Source organism: Paenibacillus sp. FSL K6-2393, assembly GCF_038002545.1.
In the GTDB taxonomy this organism is placed as follows: Bacteria; Bacillota; Bacilli; order Paenibacillales; family Paenibacillaceae; genus Paenibacillus.
Genome location: NZ_JBBOCU010000001.1, coordinates 2,866,823 through 2,886,725 on the forward strand (window position 1 = coordinate 2,866,823; position 19,903 = coordinate 2,886,725).

15 protein-coding genes are annotated in these 19,903 nt (G+C 47.3%); 13 read left to right on the forward strand and 2 right to left on the reverse strand.

What is annotated here, in order from left to right:
- Positions 1-26: 26 nt before the first annotated feature.
- Both MHI14_RS12680 and MHI14_RS12685 read right to left on the reverse strand, forming a co-directional pair.
- Positions 27-593 carry a PadR family transcriptional regulator gene (locus MHI14_RS12680; RefSeq protein ID WP_036613540.1) on the reverse strand — a complete coding sequence of 189 codons (567 nt, stop codon included), beginning with the start codon at positions 591-593 and terminating at the stop codon, positions 27-29.
- Between the two features lie 174 nt (positions 594-767).
- The gene (locus MHI14_RS12685) at positions 768-1,343 is read right to left on the reverse strand and encodes a beta-class carbonic anhydrase (RefSeq protein WP_062835011.1); all 576 of its coding nucleotides are present in this window, start codon (positions 1,341-1,343) and stop codon (positions 768-770) included.
- 349 nt (positions 1,344-1,692) lie between these two features.
- Here MHI14_RS12685 and MHI14_RS12690 point away from each other — a divergent pair, with 349 nt between their 5' ends.
- The 13 genes from MHI14_RS12690 (at position 1,693) to MHI14_RS12750 (ending at position 19,891) form a co-directional block, all read left to right on the forward strand.
- Positions 1,693-3,207 carry a carboxypeptidase M32 gene (locus MHI14_RS12690; RefSeq protein ID WP_091029271.1) on the forward strand — a complete coding sequence of 505 codons (1,515 nt, stop codon included), beginning with the start codon at positions 1,693-1,695 and terminating at the stop codon, positions 3,205-3,207.
- A 159-nt stretch (positions 3,208-3,366) separates the two neighbouring features.
- On the forward strand, positions 3,367-4,371 hold the full coding sequence (locus tag MHI14_RS12695; protein ID WP_341130415.1) for an ABC transporter substrate-binding protein: 1,005 nt from the start codon (positions 3,367-3,369) through the stop codon (positions 4,369-4,371).
- 28 nt (positions 4,372-4,399) lie between these two features.
- Positions 4,400-5,194 carry an ABC transporter ATP-binding protein gene (locus MHI14_RS12700; RefSeq protein WP_091029275.1) on the forward strand — a complete coding sequence of 265 codons (795 nt, stop codon included), beginning with the start codon at positions 4,400-4,402 and terminating at the stop codon, positions 5,192-5,194.
- A 38-nt stretch (positions 5,195-5,232) separates the two neighbouring features.
- Positions 5,233-6,024, forward strand: coding sequence for an ABC transporter permease (locus MHI14_RS12705; RefSeq protein WP_253442648.1), 792 nt, complete (start codon positions 5,233-5,235; stop codon positions 6,022-6,024).
- A 348-nt stretch (positions 6,025-6,372) separates the two neighbouring features.
- A complete protein-coding gene (locus MHI14_RS12710) occupies positions 6,373-7,350 on the forward strand; it encodes an aromatic acid exporter family protein (RefSeq protein WP_091029278.1) in 978 nt (325 codons plus the stop codon).
- Between the two features lie 75 nt (positions 7,351-7,425).
- A complete protein-coding gene (locus MHI14_RS12715; protein WP_062835006.1) occupies positions 7,426-7,986 on the forward strand; it encodes an outer spore coat protein CotE in 561 nt (186 codons plus the stop codon).
- A gap of 204 nt (positions 7,987-8,190) precedes the next feature.
- Positions 8,191-9,441, forward strand: coding sequence for a putative amidoligase domain-containing protein (locus tag MHI14_RS12720; RefSeq protein WP_341130416.1), 1,251 nt, complete (start codon positions 8,191-8,193; stop codon positions 9,439-9,441).
- 204 nt (positions 9,442-9,645) lie between these two features.
- Positions 9,646-12,447, forward strand: coding sequence for a DNA mismatch repair protein MutS (gene mutS, locus MHI14_RS12725; protein WP_341130417.1), 2,802 nt, complete (start codon positions 9,646-9,648; stop codon positions 12,445-12,447).
- Between the two features lie 21 nt (positions 12,448-12,468).
- Entirely contained in the window at positions 12,469-14,685 is a 2,217-nt protein-coding gene (mutL, locus tag MHI14_RS12730; protein WP_341130418.1) for a DNA mismatch repair endonuclease MutL, read from the forward strand.
- 17 nt (positions 14,686-14,702) lie between these two features.
- Complete coding sequence (locus MHI14_RS12735; RefSeq protein ID WP_341130419.1) at positions 14,703-15,488, forward strand: class I SAM-dependent methyltransferase; 786 nt, start codon at positions 14,703-14,705, stop codon at positions 15,486-15,488.
- Positions 15,469-16,425 carry a tRNA (adenosine(37)-N6)-dimethylallyltransferase MiaA gene (gene miaA, locus MHI14_RS12740; protein ID WP_341130420.1) on the forward strand — a complete coding sequence of 319 codons (957 nt, stop codon included), beginning with the start codon at positions 15,469-15,471 and terminating at the stop codon, positions 16,423-16,425. The genes MHI14_RS12735 and miaA overlap by 20 nt, the downstream gene beginning before the upstream one ends.
- A gap of 373 nt (positions 16,426-16,798) precedes the next feature.
- Positions 16,799-17,041 (forward strand): RNA chaperone Hfq, encoded by a 243-nt coding sequence (gene hfq / locus MHI14_RS12745; protein WP_017687918.1) that lies wholly within the window; start codon positions 16,799-16,801, stop codon positions 17,039-17,041.
- A gap of 171 nt (positions 17,042-17,212) precedes the next feature.
- A complete protein-coding gene (locus MHI14_RS12750) occupies positions 17,213-19,891 on the forward strand; it encodes a transglycosylase domain-containing protein (RefSeq protein WP_091029287.1) in 2,679 nt (892 codons plus the stop codon).
- Positions 19,892-19,903: the final 12 nt, after the last annotated feature.

Genomic DNA, 19,903 nt, shown 5'->3' on the forward strand with positions numbered 1-19,903 from the left:
AACTTGCAGGAACGTTTCAAATTTTATTAAATTTCTGAAACGCTTGGACTTGGGTCTTGAATTGCAGCTTGGCCATCAAGCAATTGGGTAACCCAATGACACCATTCCAGGCCTGTTTGTGCATGCATCAACCCTTTTTGTACCAGGATGTAGCTTCCAAAATCTCGGTTGCCTACACGAAGATTATCCTGAGGTATACGTGACTTCAGATCCTCGAAATAACGTATGCGTTCCATAAACCAGCTTTTACGCTCGTTAAGAATGCGTCTCATGCTTCCGTCTTCCGCTATGCCAACACACAAAATACGCAAATTAAATTCATCGCGTGTAACCGGTGCGGTAACAGGAGTAATCATCCATTCCAAGAGCTTTTCAATGCCTTTTTCCGTAACTGCGTACATTTTCTTGTCCGGTTTGTCAGACTGTTGTACCCAGCGGGAGGCCAATAACTCATCGTTTTCCATCTTGGACAGGAGTGGGTAGATCTGGCTGTGTTTCGCCTGCCAATGCGGCTGGATCTTCAGCATCAGATCATAGCCCGATGACTCCTCGCGGGTAAGCAGCCCGAGCAATCCGTAGGAAAGTATGTTCATGCACATGTCTCCTTAATATTAGGGCTAGGTCAGAGAGAACAATCGTTTTTACTTTCTTTGACCGCTTTCATAAAAAGTGTACACTGAAACTGTATGGTTTGACAACCTGACAGAACAACTGCCTTAATTTAGACAAAAAAAAGTGCGAACCATAAGGTCCGCACTCCAAACCATTTAGAGAGATGCCTGTTGTCCATACCCCTCAGCGACAAGATCAAGCTCACCTGTGGCAGAATCGATAACCATGCCGTGGACGGGTACATTGGGAGGAAGTAAAGGATGCTTCTTGATCACTTCCACAGTATGTTTTACCCCTTCTTCGACGCTGTCAAACCCACGCAACCATTTTTGCAAACGGATGCCCGAATTCTCCAGAGTAGTCATGACTTCTTCCGATACACCACGCTCTACCATATGTCCAATCATGGTCTCAGCGTGAAGGGAAGCCATACCACATTCCGTATGACCCACTACCAGGACTTCATCTGCACCCAGTTCATAGATGGCGACAAGCACACTACGCATTACACTCCCGAAAGGCTGAGATATAATTGCGCCTGCGTTTTTGATGATTTTCACATCACCGTTTTTCAGGTTCATGGCCTTGGGCAGCATTTCCACCAGACGTGTATCCATACAAGTGATGATAACCATCTTTTTGGTTGGAAACTTGCCAGCCGTATACTTTTCGTATTCTTTGGTCTCGACAAATGATTTGTTGTAAGCCAAAATCTCTTGAATGTTGTTCATGTCCATTGCCTCCTGTTATCCAATACGACGAGCACGGCCACTTGCATATGATGCAGCTTGTCCTACACGCCTTTGCTTTAATAGTATTTCACGGTCAGCAGATGGCATTACTCCAACCCTTTAGAGGTTGTTCAAAAAGTCCACTTTTGATTACAAATCATGCCTGAGGGCATCATCGGCATCGAAGTTGAACGCCATTTCCATCTTCTCGGTAATGAAAACCAGACTTTTTGAACACGTATCTTTAGGAGAACAATGCAATTTTCATCTGTTAAAAGTTGATTATACGCAATGCAAAAAGTATCATCAATAGGGTATAACATTTTTTTTGAAGAGGTGAACGATAACAATGGATAAACAAACACAGGAACATTTGGAATCCTTCCGTAATCTGGCTCGTAAAATTAAGAGCTATCATGAAGCCATTGGTTTGCTTCACTGGGATCTGCGCACAGGTGCGCCGAAAAAAGGCGTTCCGACTCGTTCGGAGACGCTGGGTATGTTGTCCACCGAAGCATTCAAGCTGCAAACCTCAGCTGACATGAAGACTTACCTGGATGCGTTAACGACTCCAGCGGTATTGGAACAGCTCCAAGATATAGATCGTCGTCTGGTTGAAGATTGCAAGAAAGAATATGATCGCAGTCAATCCGTACCACCGGAAAAAGTACAAGCTTATACCGTGCTCACAGCCAAGTCGGAAACGGCATGGGAAGATGCCAAGCATAACAGTGATTTTGCAGGATTCTCCCCATATCTGACAGATATCGTTAAGCTCAAACAGGAGTTTATTGATTACTGGGGTGTAAAGGATACGCGTTATGATACGCTGCTTGATATGTATGAACCGGATCTGACCGTTGAGAAAGTGGATGCTGTATTTGCCCGCCTCAAAGCACGTTTGGTGCCTCTGCAAGAGAAGATTAATGCTTCAGAAAACAAGCCAAATACAGAGTTTCTGAATCAGTTGTTTGACACCAAACAGCAGGAGAAGTTCAGTCTGTTCATTTTGGAACAAATGGGCTATGACTTTGAAGCTGGACGATTGGACGAGAGTGTGCATCCATTTGCAACGGGTCTTAACCCGGGTGATGTGCGAATTACAACACATTATCTGCAAGATGATGTAGCAAGCGCAGTCTTCAGTTCACTGCATGAGGGCGGACATGCCCTGTACGAGCAAAATATTGATGACAGTCTGGCGGGTACCCTTCTTGCCGAAGGAACGTCCATGGGGATTCATGAGTCACAGTCTCGTCTTTGGGAAAACATGATTGGTCGCAGCCTGCCATTCTGGACACGTTATTACAAAGATTTGCAGCAGCATTTCCCTCAATTGAGCGAGGTTGAGCTGGAAGATTTCTATCGTGCAATCAATCGGGTGGAGAGTTCACTCATTCGGATTGAAGCGGATGAACTGACCTATAACCTGCATATTATTATCCGGTATGAGATCGAGAAAATGTTATTCAACGATGGTCTGGAAGTGAAAGACCTGCCGGAGACCTGGAATGCAAAATACAAGGAATACCTCGGTATTATGCCAACGAATGATGGAGACGGCGTTCTTCAGGATGTTCACTGGTCTGGTGGTGACTTTGGTTACTTTGCTTCGTATTCTCTGGGTAATATGTATGCAGCTCAAATTCTACATACATTGCGCAAGGAAATGCCGGAGTTTGATACCCTTATTGCTGAAGGTAATCTGATTCCAATTAAGGAATGGCTTACAGACAAGATCTATCGGTATGGTAAAAGTCGCACACCTTCGGAATTGATTGTTGCCGTAACGGGTGAAGAATTGAACCCGGATTATCTGGCCGATTATCTGGAAGCCAAATATGCCGAGATTTACAAGCTGTAGATATCCTATAAATAACATATTGAATAACATTTCGAAGAGCTGAAGAGTCGGGCATGATTGCCCGGCTCTTTTTTGCATTTAAGTTCTTAACCTTTTGTTGGGCATCGGCATATCCATAATAGAGAGAAACTGCTGAAACCAGTGAAGGAGGGAAACAACATGAAATACACGCCATGGTTCGTCCGGGGCATCGTTATTCTGCTGATTATCATTGTGGCGCTCACCAGCTGTAACAAGGAAGAGAATGAAGCCAAGATTACGATTGGCGAAGTGACTCGTTCGGTATTTTACGCACCGGAGTATGTGGCTGTGGCTCAAGGTTTTTTTGAAGAGCAGGGACTTGAGGTGGATATTCAGACGACTGCTGGCGGTGACAAAACGATGGCAGCATTACTCGCAGGTTCAGTGGATATCGCACTGGTAGGAGCGGAGACGTCCATATATGTCTATCAGCAGGGAGCGGAAGATCCGGTCATTAACTTTGCCCAGCTCACCCAGACGGATGGTACATTTCTGTTCGCTCGTAACACAGAAGGTAGCTTCGATTGGGAGCAACTGAGGGATTCCACATTTCTCGGTCAGCGCAAAGGCGGCATGCCGCAAATGGCAGGGGAGTTCGCACTGAACAAACATGGCATTGATCCGCAAAGTGATCTGGAGCTGATACAGAATGTGGACTTTGCCAACATTGCGTCTGCTTTTGCCTCAGGCACGGGAGATTATGTTCAACTGTTTGAACCCCAGGCATCCATCTTTGAACAAGAAGGTCGGGGCAAGGTTGTTGCATCGTTTGGAACAGAAAGTGGTCGTCTGCCTTACACGGTCTTCATGACGAAACAGAGTTATCTTAACGACAATAAGGATATCGTCCAGAAGTTTACAAATGGTCTGCACAAAGCGCAGACATGGGTGGATTCCCATACGGCTGAAGAGATTGCTGAAGTCATTTCTCCTTTTTTCAAAGACATCGATCCAGCCATTTTGGTAAGCAGTGTGAACCGTTATAAGGAACAGGGCAGCTATGCAACGGACCCGATCATTGATGAGGAAGAGTGGAACAATCTGCTTGATGTCATGAGTGCCGCCGGCGAGTTGAAAGAACGCGTGGATCTGAGTGCAATTGTGGATAATGCCTATGCGGAAGAAGCTACGAAATCAAAGTGATGGGTATTCAGGAAAGGAAGTGAGCAGAATGCCTGAATCCGAAAGTGTGATCCGACTGGAGGGGATCTCTCAAGTATACGTCAGCGAGCGGGAAGCTTCATTGGTGATTGAAGACTTGAGTCTGGAGATCCAAAAAGGAGAGTTCGTCAGTCTGGTTGGACCGAGCGGATGCGGTAAAACGACATTGTTGTCGATCATCGCCGGGCTGCTCACACCCACCCGAGGAGAGGTTAAGGTTAAAGGAAAACTCGTTGGCGGCCCCTCAGCACAGATTGGTTATATGCTTCAACAAGACTATCTGTTTCCATGGCGGACCATTCTGGATAATGCATTGATCGGTCTTGAACTGACAGGCAGACTGGATGAACGGAGCCGTGAGCGTGTGCGTGAACTGCTGGTAAGTATGGGTTTGGCCGGAACGGAGAATCAGTACCCATCAGAGCTTTCAGGGGGTATGAGACAGCGAGTGGCTCTGGTGCGCACGTTAGCAACCGATCCGGGAATTTTATTGTTGGATGAACCATTCTCAGCACTTGATTATCAAACCAAGCTGCAACTGGAGGATCTGGTCTCGGATACGTTAAAACAGTTTGGCAAAACATCCGTTCTCGTCACCCATGATTTGTCTGAAGCCATTGCGGTCAGTGACCGCGTCATTGTGCTTGATCGCAATCCCGGCCGCATCCGCCGTGAGTTTATTATCCCTGATGGTATTCGGAAGGCTCAGCCGTTTCATGCCAGGGAGCAAGAAGGATTCAATGCGTTGTTTCAGGCGTTGTGGAGTGAACTGGATCAGTCCGGGGGAGGTGAGGAAGACGCGTGAATCCAATGAATCCGAAGCAGGAAAAGCGTGACGAATGGATGGGGCAGCTGCATCGGAATCATATTCAGCAGGTGGCCAGATGGCGACATCAAGTACTTGCCGTACAGTTATCTATGCTGGTATGTATGTTTTTGCTATGGGAAGTGGCAGGCAGACTCCGTTGGATTGATGTACTGTTATTCAGTTATCCGAGTAAGATTTTTGCCCAGATTGGCAAGGACATCGCTAGCGGCGAATTATGGGCACATGTTGGGGTAACCGTAGGGGAGACGGCAGTTGGTTTTTTACTGGGAACACTCGTTGGAACCTTGCTTGCGGTTTTAATTTGGTGGTCTCCTTTTTTGTCCAAAGTGCTTGACCCCTATATGGTTGTGTTCAACAGTATGCCAAAGGTAGCGCTTGGCCCGATCTTTATCGTTATGTTTGGCGCTGGTTTTACGGCAATTGTTATGACTACGTTGTCCATCACGGTCATTATTACAACGTTAGTGGTGTATAACAGCTTCAATGAAGTGGATCCCAATTATATTAAAGTGATTCGTACGTTTGGTGGAGAACGTTCCGAGATTTTTACCAAAGTTGTATTGCCAGCTTCTTTTCCGGCGATTGTATCTACTTTGAAAGTGAACGTAGGCATGGCCTGGGTGGGTGTAATTGTGGGTGAGTTTCTTGTCGCTAAACAAGGGCTCGGTTATCTGATTATCTACGGATTCCAGGTATTCAACTTCACACTTGTATTATCGAGTCTGTTAATTATTGCTGCAGTTGCAACAGCCATGTATCAACTTGTTGTCTATGCAGAACGTAAAATGCTGGCTGGCCGCAGGTGATTCGGACGTGTTTTACTCGTAATGTGACCGGGTATGATATGTATACAATTTCACAAGGGGTGTCACGTTGCCCGATACCGTAAAATCAAGTACCATATTTAGTATGAATATTCCGCGCAGATCCGGAATGAATGCGATGATTGGAGAAGAGGGCCTTGAGGTTCTGTCGCAACGATCTAACTTGCCAGCGTCCCTCATTCGGGGCGTGTTGCTGTGACCGGCATGCATGCGCATGTCGGTTGATGTCGTCTAGTTTACATTTGGATGAGACATACTAGTCATGATAAATGAATGAGGCGACGAGCTGGCTAAGAATTTTTTTGCAGCTTAGAGGAGATGGAATGTTAAATGGGTTTTAGGGTAATTAAAACCGCAATCGCCGCATTAATGGCCGTGCTGATTGCGGACTGGTGCGGCTTGCCAGGACCGACATCAGCGGGATTGCTTGCCATTCTCGGGGTGGATGTAACGAGAAAACGAAGTATTCGTACCATATCGGCTCGATTTTTTGCTTCAGTAGTTGGACTTTTATTTGCAAGTGTACTTTTTCACTTTCTAGGCTTCCATTACTGGGTACTGGCCGTATACATATTGATCGCATTTCCGGTTATTGTCCGGGTTGGCTTCAAGGAAGGTATTGTAACAGGTTCGGTCGTGGTATTTCGGGTGTTCGGCGGCGGGGAGATGGACGTGCATGTCGTCCTCGTGCAAATTGCTTTGCTTCTGATTGGTCTTGGTTCCGCAATGGCGGTTAATCTGGCCTATATGCCGGCAGCGGATCCACAGATGCTGCGCATTCGCAAACGAATCGATGAACTCTTTTCGAAGATTTTCAAGGAATTCGCGGCCACGCTGCGTAATCCCAATGAAGCGTGGGCAGGGAGAGAGCTGATTGAAGCGGATAAAGCGATTCTGGGCGGTATTGATGCAGCCAAGCGTTCTCTGGAGAATCAGGTGATTCATCCGAATGAGGAATGGAGTGTCTACTTCTATATGCGCAAAACGCAGCTCGACTCCATCCAGCACATGATGCATCTGGTGTCCCAGATCTATCAGAAGATGCCACATGCGGAAATGGTATCGGAGCTGTTCGATCAGCTTAGTCAGGATGTACTTACTGAATCCTACACCGGACGAACTGAAAAACTTCTTGCGGATGTGCAAGAAGAATTCAAACGTATGGAGCTGCCAGATACAAGGGAAGAATTCGAGATTCGTTCCGCAATTCTCCAGCTGTGCCGCGAACTCGCGCTGTATCTGAAAGTCGCGAAGAAGGACAAAGCACCGTCCCCAATCTCGGACCGGTCCCAATCTACAAACGAATAATAGAAAATAGTTGTCACCCTAGACGAATGCCCTGCATACACTTGTAGTGAATGATTGTATGGAGGAGGTTTAAAGATGTCATTGAGTCATAAACATCAATGTAGAGAGATTATCACGAAGGCGATCTGCGGCAAAGGTCGTAAGTTCTCTACCGTAACACATACCGTGACTCCGCCAAATGGTCCGACAAGTATTTTGGGGGCTTGGATTATCAACCACCAATATGAAGCCGTATCAGCGGGTGACGGAATTGAAGTTATTGGTACTTACGATATCAACATTTGGTATTCCTATGACAAGAATTCGCAAACGGATGTAGCCAAAGAAACGGTCTCGTATGTAGAACATGTGCCTTTGTCCTATCTGGACCCGAAACACCGGACTTCCACAGTGGAGGTATCTGCGGATGCAACGCAGGAACCTAGCTGTGTGGAAGCCACAGTATCAGCAGGTGGAAGCAGTGTAATTATCCGGGTAGAACGGGAATTCGCTGTGGAACTCGTTGCCGAAACCAAAGTTTGTGTGAAGGTCTGCACAGATGGTTGCGGTGATTACGAAGACAAGGACTATGACTTTGGCAGTGGCGATGGAGATTATGACGATCTCGATCCCGATCTGCTCGACGATGAGCTGTGAGTTTGATTCATCTTGTATTTGTTAACCTAAGGTATCATATGCGCCAGAAGGCGCGGTGAAGAGGGCGTAAGCCCTCTTTCTTCTTAAATATTGAAAAATGGGTGTTAACGAGCCTCGCAATATGCCTGTAATACCTTTCACGGGAAGGCTCCGCATTGCGGGGTTATTTTTATTTTAGTTGCATGCTCCGGGAGGGGGGACGTCATGAATGTGTTAGAACAAGCGGAGGAGGCATTACTCCGATATGAAAGGATGACTTCTGGAGAACGTACAGAACGGTTAAAACAGGCAGGCATTGAAGTATTGTCACTGCACGATCGGCGCAAACGCGAACCAGGCTTGCGTGTACGCTATGATGTAGAGATAAGTTGTCTGCAGGCGATCCGGATCAAGCGCAAGGATACTAGTGGCATGGGAGGGGCACAGGAAACTCTGTTGGAGCGTGAAGTGAGTTCAACCTTGTTCAAGCGCATAGAACGACTTGCGATCAAAACGCTGTATACGCTAGGACTGGATCATGGAGCTGTCCGAATGGAATCCTCAGGGAACGGCGGTTGTGCAGTCATTTCGATCGATCCGAGTCCATGGAAAGGGGTGACCAACCTTGCTGCTAGTTACAAGGAAAGCTGGAAGCAGCATCAGGAACTGCTGGATGAGGAGCAGAGTCACAGACCTATTCCCATCCTCGGCATGGATCCTGAGTTTCTTCTAGTGCAGATGCCAGAATCCAAAATCGTACCCGCCTCCAGATTTCTTGAACGTACCGGAATGGCAGGCTGTGATTCTGTGACGATTGGTGGCCGGCGCATATATCCGGTTGCCGAATTGCGACCCGCTCCCAGCTCCGAACCAAGAGAGCTATTGGCTCATCTGATGAGGGCATTTGCAGCAGCTTCCCGCAGCATTAGTGATCACTCGCTCATCTGGCAGGCGGGAGGGATGCCACAGCGTGGGTTACCTCTGGGCGGTCATATTCATTTTAGCGGCGTGAATCTTACCGGGGAGCTGCTCCGCGCACTGGACAATTATCTGGCATTGCCGCTGGCATTTCTTCAAGACCCGCGTGGATCGGGAAGACGCCCCCGTTATGGAGCACTTGGTGATTTTCGCCTGAAATCCTACGGTGGGTTTGAGTATCGTACGTTACCCAGCTTTCTTGTGTCGCCCCTTGTTGCGAAGGGTGTTGTGGCCTTGGCGGGTCTAATCGCGAGCGGGTATACTGAACTACGGCAGCGTCCGTTGGAGAAAGCGGAGGTTCATACCGCTTTTTATGAAGGAAATCGCGAAGTGATCAAGGAACACATTCCAGCTCTGGTAGATGATCTGAAGAGGTTGGATGGATATGCGCGTTATGAACGGTATGCGTCTCCGTTACTCCTTCAATTAAAACTGGGAAGAACCTGGGATGAGAGCCGAGATATCCGTAAACTCTGGAATATTCGGGCAGGTTCATGAAGAACGGACGTTTTTTTGATATAATAAGAAACAAGTCTTTTTTTAAGTAGTAGCTACGGAAGATATGGAGCAGCAACCTTTGAAGGAAGTGGCGAATAGCCAAAACATAAGGCGGAGGCGCAAACACAGTGCCTGACCGTCTTATTGTCCTTCCAGGACGCGTTTCTTCCTGACATTATAGGAATGGGATGGAGGATATTCATCATGGCTCAGTATACGCCAATGATTCAACAATATTTGCAAGTGAAGGCCGAAGCACAAGATGCTTTTTTATTTTTTAGACTGGGTGACTTCTATGAAATGTTCTTCGAGGATGCGATTAATGCTGCTCGTGAACTTGAGATCACGCTGACCGCACGTAACGGAGGCACGGATGACAAAATTCCGATGTGCGGTGTACCTTATCATTCGGCTGACAATTACATACAGCGTCTGATTGAAAAAGGATATAAAGTTGCGATATGTGAACAGATGGAAGATGCGAGTGTAACCAAAGGCATGGTACGACGCGAAATTGTACGTGTGGTTACACCCGGAACGGTGATGGAAGGCAAAACGCTGGGGGATAAATCCAACAACTACATGGTGTGTCTTACAGGTAATCAAAATACGCTGGCGCTTGCGGCCTGTGATCTGTCAACGGGTGAGTTGTATGTGACATCCGTACCCTATTCCAAGGAATGGCTTAAGGATGAAATCGGCATCTACGAACCATCCGAGCTGGTGGGGGATGCAGCGCTGCTTGAAACGGTAGAAGCCGAGGCGTCTCCAATCGGTCGCCCTGTGGTCTACACGTCGTGGACAAAGAATAAGGAAGATCTGGTCCGTCAGCAGTTTGGCGAGGCTGTCTGGGCAAGATTAGAGCCTGAACGTCAAGCGTGCATTGCACGACTTTTCTCCTATCTTAGTGAGACACAGAAACGTTCTCTTGGGCAATTAACTCAAATCTCAACCTATGAGCCGGATCATTATATGATCTTGGACCCGTTTACCCGCCGGAACCTGGAATTGGTGGAAACCGTGCGTGAACGCTCCAAAAAAGGTTCATTACTCTGGTTGCTTGATAGGACGGAGACTTCCATGGGTGCAAGAATGCTGCGTCGCTGGGTCGATAAGCCATTATTGCAAAAAGGGAAGATTAATGAGCGTCTTGAAGCAGTGGATACGCTGTACAACCAGTTTATATTGCGTGAGGACCTGCGGGCAGAACTCAAAGACATCTATGATCTGGAGCGCTTGGTAGGCCGGATTGCGTTTGGTAATGCCAATGGTCGTGACCTGAATGCGCTCAAATCATCCCTGGAGAAAATTCCAGGACTTCGTCAACATTGCGCTGGATCATCTTCCGCAACATTGCAGCATATTGCCGAAACGATGGATGATTGCAATGATCTGCGTGAAGCTATCGGGCAAGCCATTGTGGACGAGCCGCCTGTATCGGTAAGGGACGGAGGTCTGATTCGTGAAGGGTACCATGAACGTCTGGATGAATTACGTGAGGCTTCGGTCAACGGGAAACAGTGGATTGCAGAGTTGGAAGCGCGAGAGCGTGAGGCGACAGGCATTCGATCGCTGAAGATTGGATATAACAAAGTGTTTGGTTATTATATCGAGATCACCAAGTCCAATCTGTCCGCATTGCCAGAGGGACGTTATGAACGTAAACAGACACTTGCCAATGCAGAACGTTACATTACGCCGGAGTTGAAGGAAAAAGAGACGCTGATTCTCGAAGCTCAGGACAAAATGGTTGATATTGAGTATGGACTTTTTGCGGAACTTCGCGAGCGGTTGAACAAAGAGATTGCAAGATTGCAAAAGCTGGCCGAACAGGTAGCCGAAATTGACGTGTATCAATCTTTTGCGGTGATTAGTGCTGAGCGAAACTTTGTACGGCCTACGTTGACCGACGGTTATGATCTGGTTGTGGAAGAAGGACGCCATCCGGTTGTCGAGGCGGTCATGCGAGATGGCGCATTTATTGCCAATCACACAGCAATGACCAAGGAAGAGGCACGTATTCTGCTGATTACTGGTCCAAATATGGCTGGTAAGAGTACGTATATGCGACAGGTCGCTTTAATCTCCATTTTGGCGCAAGTAGGTTGTTTTGTACCTGCGGGTCAGGCGGAAGTGCCGATCATGGATCGCATTTTCACACGGATCGGTGCCGCGGATGATCTCATTGGTGGACAAAGCACATTCATGGTGGAGATGGCCGACATTCAGGTTATGACAGACAAAGCCACACCACGCAGTCTGATTATTATCGATGAACTGGGACGGGGAACGTCAACCAGCGAAGGTATGGCGATTGCACAGTCTGTTATTGAATATGTACATGATATTATCGGATGTAAAGCCCTTGTATCAACTCATTTCCATGAACTTGCTCATCTGGAGGAGAGCCTGGACAAGCTGGCCAACTACTCGATGGCGGTGCAGGAGAGCGGGGACAAGGTGAATTTCCTGCGCAAATTGATTGCCGGAGCAGCCAGCAGCAGTTATGGTATCTATTGTGCACGCCTTGCAGGTCTGCCTGATAGCATTATTGAGCGGGCGAATGGACTATTGCATGGGTTCGAACATGCGGCCGCGCAAGTAGCTGTGGGCAGTGAATATATCGGAAACGAGAAGCAGGAAGCAGGCTTGAAATTAAAAGGTGGAGAGCTCCAGCATACGGATTCAGCACCATTGATCCGGGAGCGCGAGATTGCGGAGAGTGCAGAGTACAGACCTTCTATTGAAGATTCGGCCGGAAAGCAACATGCCAAGAAATCAATCAGTAAAGCACAGTCCGGTGCAACCCATTCAGATGTGGTTCAACTGTCCATCTTTGGGGATGATGAGCCGAATGTGGCAACGAAACCGGATGTGGTTGCGGAGGATAAGCCAGCGCGAGAATTCATTCGTACGATGAAAGATATCGATGTCATGAATATGACGCCTCTTCAGGCGATGCAGATATTAAATGATCTCAAATTGAAGGCACAGCAATTATCCTGAATATAAGGGAGGGGAAAACCTGTGGCGAAAATACATGTGCTTGATGAACATATTGCCAACCAGATTGCGGCGGGTGAAGTGGTCGAACGGCCTGCTTCGGTTGTCAAAGAGTTGCTCGAAAACTCGGTGGATGCAGGCGCTACCAAGATTGAAGTAACGGTGGAAGAGGGCGGACTCCTCAGTATTCGTGTCAAAGACAATGGTTCAGGTATCGAGCCAGAGGATATGGAAACTGCCTTTTATCGTCATGCGACCAGCAAAATAGCCCATGGCCGAGATCTGTTTCAGATCAAAAGTCTTGGATTCCGTGGAGAAGCCTTGGCGAGTATTGCTGCAGTATCCAAGGTAGAGGTATTATCGGCAAGTGACAATGACGGGCGGGGGCGCCGCATTGTAATTGAAGGTGGGAACCTTGTCTCTCATGAAGATGCAACCTCACCCCAAGGTACAGATTTTGCAGTGAGAGAACTATTTTACAATACACCAGCCAGACTCAAATATATGAAAACGATCCAGACGGAACTGGGACATATATCAGATGTTCTTTACCGGATGGCGATGTCTCACCCCAATATTTCGTTCAGACTGCGACATAATGAGAATGTGTTGCTTCAGACGTTGGGCAACGGCGATCTGCTGCAAGTGGTTGCAGCGATCTATGGTACAAGTGCAGCGAAGGCGATGCTTCCCATCCAAGGAGAAAGTCTGGATTACCGCGTGAGCGGGCTGATCAGCCTGCCAGAATGGACACGAGCGAATCGTGGTGGTATGTCTACGATTGTTAATGGGCGATTTGTTCGCAATTACGGTCTCAATCAGGCGATTCTTAAAGCCTACCATACCTTGCTGCCCATTAATCGTTTCCCACTTGTCGTGGTGCAGTTGGAGATGCACCCATCTCTTGTGGATGTGAACGTGCATCCGGCCAAGTTGGAGGTTCGCTTCAGCAAGGAACCAGAATTGTATGAATTTATAGAAACGACGTTGCGAGGGATACTCCGGCAGGAGGTATTGATTCCACAGGTCAAAAAACAACAGATCCGGCGTGGAGATGATAGTTCCTTTATTCAGGAACAATTCCTCTTTCCACGTGGTCCGCTGAAAGATTCAACTGATGCAGAAGGATACGGACAACAAGGCCCACTAGGGAAACCTGCCAGTGCATTGTTAAAGTTGATTGCAGAAGATGATGATCTGGATTTGGATGCTCCGGCGGATGTGTCTACAGCACAGTTGGTATCTGAACATGGTCACTCAGTGCCGTTGCCCGAAGCTCCACCTGAGGTTACACAGCCCCCGGAGCAGTTAGAAAGTTGGAACGGGGATATTTTGCAGAAGATTGCTAGTTATGACGGGGGACAGGCATCCGCTAACGTGCAAGAAGGCACTAAGAATGTAAGTGCTAGTTCTACCGAAACTGTTCCCAAATCTGACCTCTCTTCTCAAGATGGTGGGGATCGTGGAGCAACAGAAAAACCGCTGGCTGAAAGCAAACCAGCTACGTATCGCTCCGACTCTGTATATTCACCGATTAAAGAAGCTCGTTCATCGTATAATCCGTCTTCGGCTATGCGAAGTGAACGGACGTGGAAAACTTCAGGTCTGCCTGATGCTACTAAACTTGCTGCTGCCATTAAATCGGATGCATCCATGCCCGCATTTCCGGAGCTGAGTCTGATCGGACAGCATCATGGTACGTATTTGATCGCGCAGAATGACCAAGGTTTATATTTGATTGATCAGCATGCCGCTCATGAACGCGTGAATTATGAGTACTATTACGAGAAGTTTGGTAATCCTGCCCAGGCCTCACAAGAGTTACTACTGCCGATTACGCTGGAGTTTACACCTTCGGAGACGGAAAAACTGAAAACAAGACTGGCCTGGTTCGAGCAGGCGGGTGTATATTTGGAGCATTTCGGTGGACAAACGTTCCGCGTGCGTTCCCATCCGTTCTGGTTCCCCAAAGGGGACGAGAAAGACATTATCGAAGAAATGTCCGAGTGGGTACTTAGCGAACGCAGCATAGATGTGGCCAAGATGCGGGAAGCTGCATCTATTATGTGCTCCTGCAAGGCGTCCATCAAAGCGAACCAAAAGCTGACGGATCAGGAAGCAGAAGTTCTGATTCAGCGTCTGGGTTCATGTCGTCAGCCCTACACTTGTCCACATGGGCGGCCGATTGTGGTTTCATTTTCAACGTATGATCTGGAAAAATTATTTAAACGAGTGATGTAGCTATTTAGGGGGACATTATGTACATTACAACCGGTGACAAGGAGATTGCCTCTCAGGTGGAGCGTGCGCGTAAGCTCGCCGAAACAACAGGAGGCACCTACGTACCGCGCAATAGAACGTCTTTACCCAAAATGATTGAACATTATGGTATCAACGAAATACTGGTCGTGCTCAATGGCAGAGCCCGCTTGTTTCGCAAGGATGCAACGGAGCTTGAGTTTCACCCCAGTATGGGATTTGTTCGCGCTAAACGTGTTGTAAGAGGTGAAGCCGATCCTATGCTGGAAGCTGGTGCAGTACTCGAAGGGGACACCATTGTTGATTGTACCGCTGGACTCGGTTCAGATGCGCTGGTATTTTCGGTTGCGGCTGGGAAGAATGGACAAGTCATTGCCTGTGAAAGTTCTCAACCGCTCTATACCCTGCTGCTGGAGGGCATGTCTCATTATAAGAGCAATCAGCCCTTGGTGGATGAGGCTTTCCGGCGCATAGATCTGCGGCATGTGGATCATCTTGAGTTGCTGCGTTCCATGCCAGATCGAAGCTGTGACACCGTATATTTTGACCCCATGTTCCGTGAGCCAATGATGGATTCAAGTGCTATACAGCCCTTGCGAGATTATGCAAATGCTCACGCGCTGGATGAACAGAGCATTATGGAAGCAAAACGAGTTGCCCGTAAACGGGTAGTCATGAAAGAAAAGCGCGGCAGCGCGGAGTTTGACAGGCTCGGATTTGAAATAATTGATCGGGCGAATGCAAAAACCCTGTACGGAGTGATTAATGTTGAAAGTGGAAGTTAAACCAAAACCAAAACTGCTTGTGTTGGTTGGACCAACAGCAGTAGGCAAAACAAGAATGAGCATCGAGCTGGCCCAAGCTTTCAATTGTGAGATTATCTCAGGGGATTCGATGCAGGTATATCGTGAAATGGATATCGGAACTGCCAAGATTACCTCTGAAGAAATGAAGGGTGTACCCCATCATCTCATTGATATCCATGAACCGGAGTATCCGTATTCTGTGGCCGAGTTTCAGGAGAGTTGCACACGATTGATTAGTGAAATTCACGAACGCGATAAAATGCCTTTTATTGTAGGTGGCACCGGTCTATATGTGGAATCGGTATGTTATGGCTTCCAATTCTCGGATAGCGGTTCAGATGAAGGGTTCAGAGAGGAACAATTCAGCTATGCTGAGCTAAATGGAGCTCAGGCTCTTCATGATCGATTGAGGGAAGTTGATCCCGTTAGTGCGGATCGTCTGCATCTAAATGACCAGCGGCGAATTGTACGTGCGCTTGAGATCCATCACCTGACAGGCGAGAAGTGGTCTGATCAGCTGGCAGTACAGAAGAAAGAGTCGCCTTATGACCTTCTTATTGTTGGTTTGACAATGGATCGGCAGAAGTTGTACGCCCGGGTAGAAGAGCGGATTGATCTGATGATCGAACAAGGTCTGGTGGATGAAGTGAAGTCCCTGTTGGAACGTGGAGTGGCCAGAGGTCATATTTCCATGCAAGGACTAGGGTATAAGGAGATTGCAGCGTTCTTGCAAGGGGAAGTGAGTTGGGAAGCTGCGGTTGAGTGGTTAAAGAGGGATACACGTCGGTTTGCCAAACGGCAGCTTTCCTGGTTCCGCCATATGAAGGATATTGAATGGGTGGACATGACGGATACCCAGGATTTTGAAGGGAAATACAAGCAGATAAGTGAATTGATTACACGGAAATTTGATTGATTTGAGCGATTATTAGTATCTTTCTGACAGGCATCGATTAGATCAAGATATGTAAACCTCTACCTTTTTGTCTTCAAAAGGATAGAGGTTTTTACTTATCACTAGAACAGATGGTAGAGATCAATCATTCGCCAAACAACGATTAAATGTGCTTTAAAATGAAGATTTTGTCCCTCTTTTGCAAAACAGACAAGCGGTGTATAATGGATAAGTCTTCTATTTGTTCACCTCGCCAAGAATGGGTGTAAAATAGCAGACAAGGGGTTTTTGTGGATTATATGAAACTGTTCATGATATAATAGCACGAAAGCTACTCAGCGATATTGAATATTACTTGAACACGAATTCAAATGAACCAATGGGGGTACGGCTAATGAACAAGTCCATCAACATCCAAGATACGTTCTTGAACCAACTGCGGAAAGAGAATATTCCTGCTACGGTCTATCTGACCAACGGCTTCCAAATCCGCGGGACGATCAAGGCATTTGACAATTTTACGATCGTCATTGACAGCGACGGACGCCAGCAAATGGTCTACAAGCATGCCATCTCCACGTTCACGCCGCAACGCAGCGTATCGCTGATGCAGCAAGATAACAGCGGCGAAGCTTAAAAAAATTTACGAAACCTTTTCACCAACCATTTCGTCTACAAGTATAGGTATTGAAACAGAGCAACCTGAATAAAGGGTTGTTCTTTTCATTCCGGGCAAAATATGTTTAATATATGCCTGAGCCTACAGACGGATAGAAATTATGCAACCGAAAGGGAGTCAGGAGGTAACATGCCAAACGATCCGTTGTCGAGGTCTAACAATCGCAACAACAATAACAAGTCACCCAAAAAAGCGAAGCCAAAGACCTCTAAAAAGAAAAAAATTACGGGTAAACGCGTTGGATGGACACTGTTTTTCACAATGGCAATCGCCATATTCTGTGCACTAGGCGGATATTTATTTATTATGGTGAGTGGTGAAAATCTGCTCAAAGCCAACAAGGACAAAACCACAATTAATGAAACTTCAAAAGTATATGATCGCAATGGCCAATTAATGGGGGAGCTATCCATTCAGAAGCTAGAACCCGTTAAAGAAGATGATATTCCTGAGCTGGTGAAGCAAGCCTTTGTTGCAACGGAGGATAAACGCTTCTACGATCATCAGGGCGTGGATATCTGGTCCATAGGGCGTGCGGCGGTTAAGGACGTCATGGCTCGTTCCATGGTGGAAGGTGGTAGTACACTAACCCAACAGCTTGCCAAGAACATGTTCTTGTCCCGTGACAAAACGTTCTTCCGTAAAGCAACGGAAGTATCGATTGCCATGGCATTAGAGCGCAAGTACACAAAAGACGAGATTCTGACGATGTACCTGAACCGGATTTTCTTCGGTCATCAGCGTTACGGGATTAAAGCAGCATCTGAATTTTACTTTGGAGTTACTGATCTCAAGAGGTTGAAGTTGTGGCAAATTGCTACATTGGCAGCTATGCCGAAAGGGCCTTCTGCCTATAATCCGGTGAGCAATCCAAACGACTCAAAAGCACGTCGAGGTGTGGTATTGCAGCTGATGTATGAACAAGGCTACATTACCAAGGCGGAGATGGACGAAGCAAAAGAGATTAACTATAACTACAAGCGACCAGAGAAAGACAGGAAGTATCAAGGTTTTATAGATTATGTGCTCCGTGAAGCTGAACGAGTAACAGGTAAAACGGAAGATGATCTGAATATCGGCGGATACAAAATCTATACAACTATGGATGCTCAGGCTCAAACAGCCATGGAAACTGCGTTCACAGATGATAGTCTGTTCGAGGCAAGTAAAGATGATCAACAGGTTCAAGGCTCCATGGTTATTATGAACCATGAGAATGGTAGCCTCGTTGCCCTCCTGGGTGGACGGGATTATCAGACTAAAGGTTATAGCCGTGTAACGCAGAGTCGAAGACAACCAGGTTCAGCTTTTAAACCGATTGTGTCTTATGCACCGGCACTTGAATCAGGAAATTACAGTGCCAATTCGTCGCTGAGTAATGCGAAGCAATGTTTTGGTAACTATTGTCCTGGTAACTTGCATGGATATTCTTCAACGATCAGTATGACGGATGCCATTACGAAGTCGGAAAATATCCCTGCGGTTTGGCTGCTTGATAAAATAGGCGTTAACACAGGCATTAATTTTGCCAAGAGTGTAGGTATACAGCTGACAGATGAAGACAAAAACTTGGCGATTGCCCTCGGTGGTCTAAGTAAAGGTACAAATACACTGGAAATGGCGCAAGCCTATAGTGCATTTGCCAACCTCGGAGAATACCGTCAAGCCTATTCGATTAAGGAAATTAAGGATAGCGCAGGCAAAACAACGTACAAACACGATAACTCGGACACAACGCGTGTCATGAGCGAGCAAAATGCGTATCAGCTTACACAGATGCTGCAGAACGTTGTTAATGACGGTACGGGACGTTCAGCACGTCTGGATCGCCCCGTAGCGGGTAAAACAGGAACTGTTCAAAGTGGTATCTCTGGCAACAGTGCCAACCGTGATGTATGGTTTGTTGGATACACACCGGAATGGACTGCCGCAGTCTGGATGGGCTATGACAATCCGGATGCCAATCACATGCTTAAGAACAGCAGTAAGCTGTCGGCAGCTTTCTTTGCCAAAGTCATGGGAGATGCTTTAAAAGGCGTTCCAGTGAAGCAATTCAAAGCACCAGCTGGAGGGCAGGCACCTCCGCCAGTAGAAGAACCAGAAAAGCCGGCTCTGTCCGTTAGTGGGCTGAGTGGATCATACGATCCAAATGCACAAACCGTCTCCCTAAGTTGGACTGGAACGGGTGACGCGAGTACGCAATATCGGATTTATCGGAAAGAAACATCGGAAGCCCAGTTCACTCATCTCATTGATGCAATAGGAGCGACCAATGCACAAGATTTAAGTGCGTTGCCTGGTCTAACCTATGAGTACTATGTGACAGCTTACGACTTGGCATCAGGACTTGAGACGGATCCTTCCAACACCATTTCCTTGATGATTGAAGCACAGGAAATGCCGCCGGAGGAACCTGATCCTGGTATAGACCCTGGAACAGAGATAGATCCTGAGCAGCCAGGTACGGAGAATCCGGACAATGGTTCACCGGATAATGGCAACTCGAACGGTAATAACGGTAATGGTAATGGGAATGAAAATGGCAACAACGGAAATGGTAATGGTAATAACGGAAACAATGGCAACGGTGGTAATAACGGTGGACCCGGCCAAGGAAACGGTCAACCTGGGGGAGGAAACACGACCCCACCTGGCCAGGGGACAACAGAGCCAGGCGGTACCGGTGAAGGCTCCGATGATGGGGCCGTAACGACGCCGGGCGAGGTTGTAACTCCGGACAGCGGAACGAGTGGGGATACTGGAGGAACAGATGCACCTGCAGATTCTCAAGCTGGAACCGGCGGTTAAGCCAATGAATCA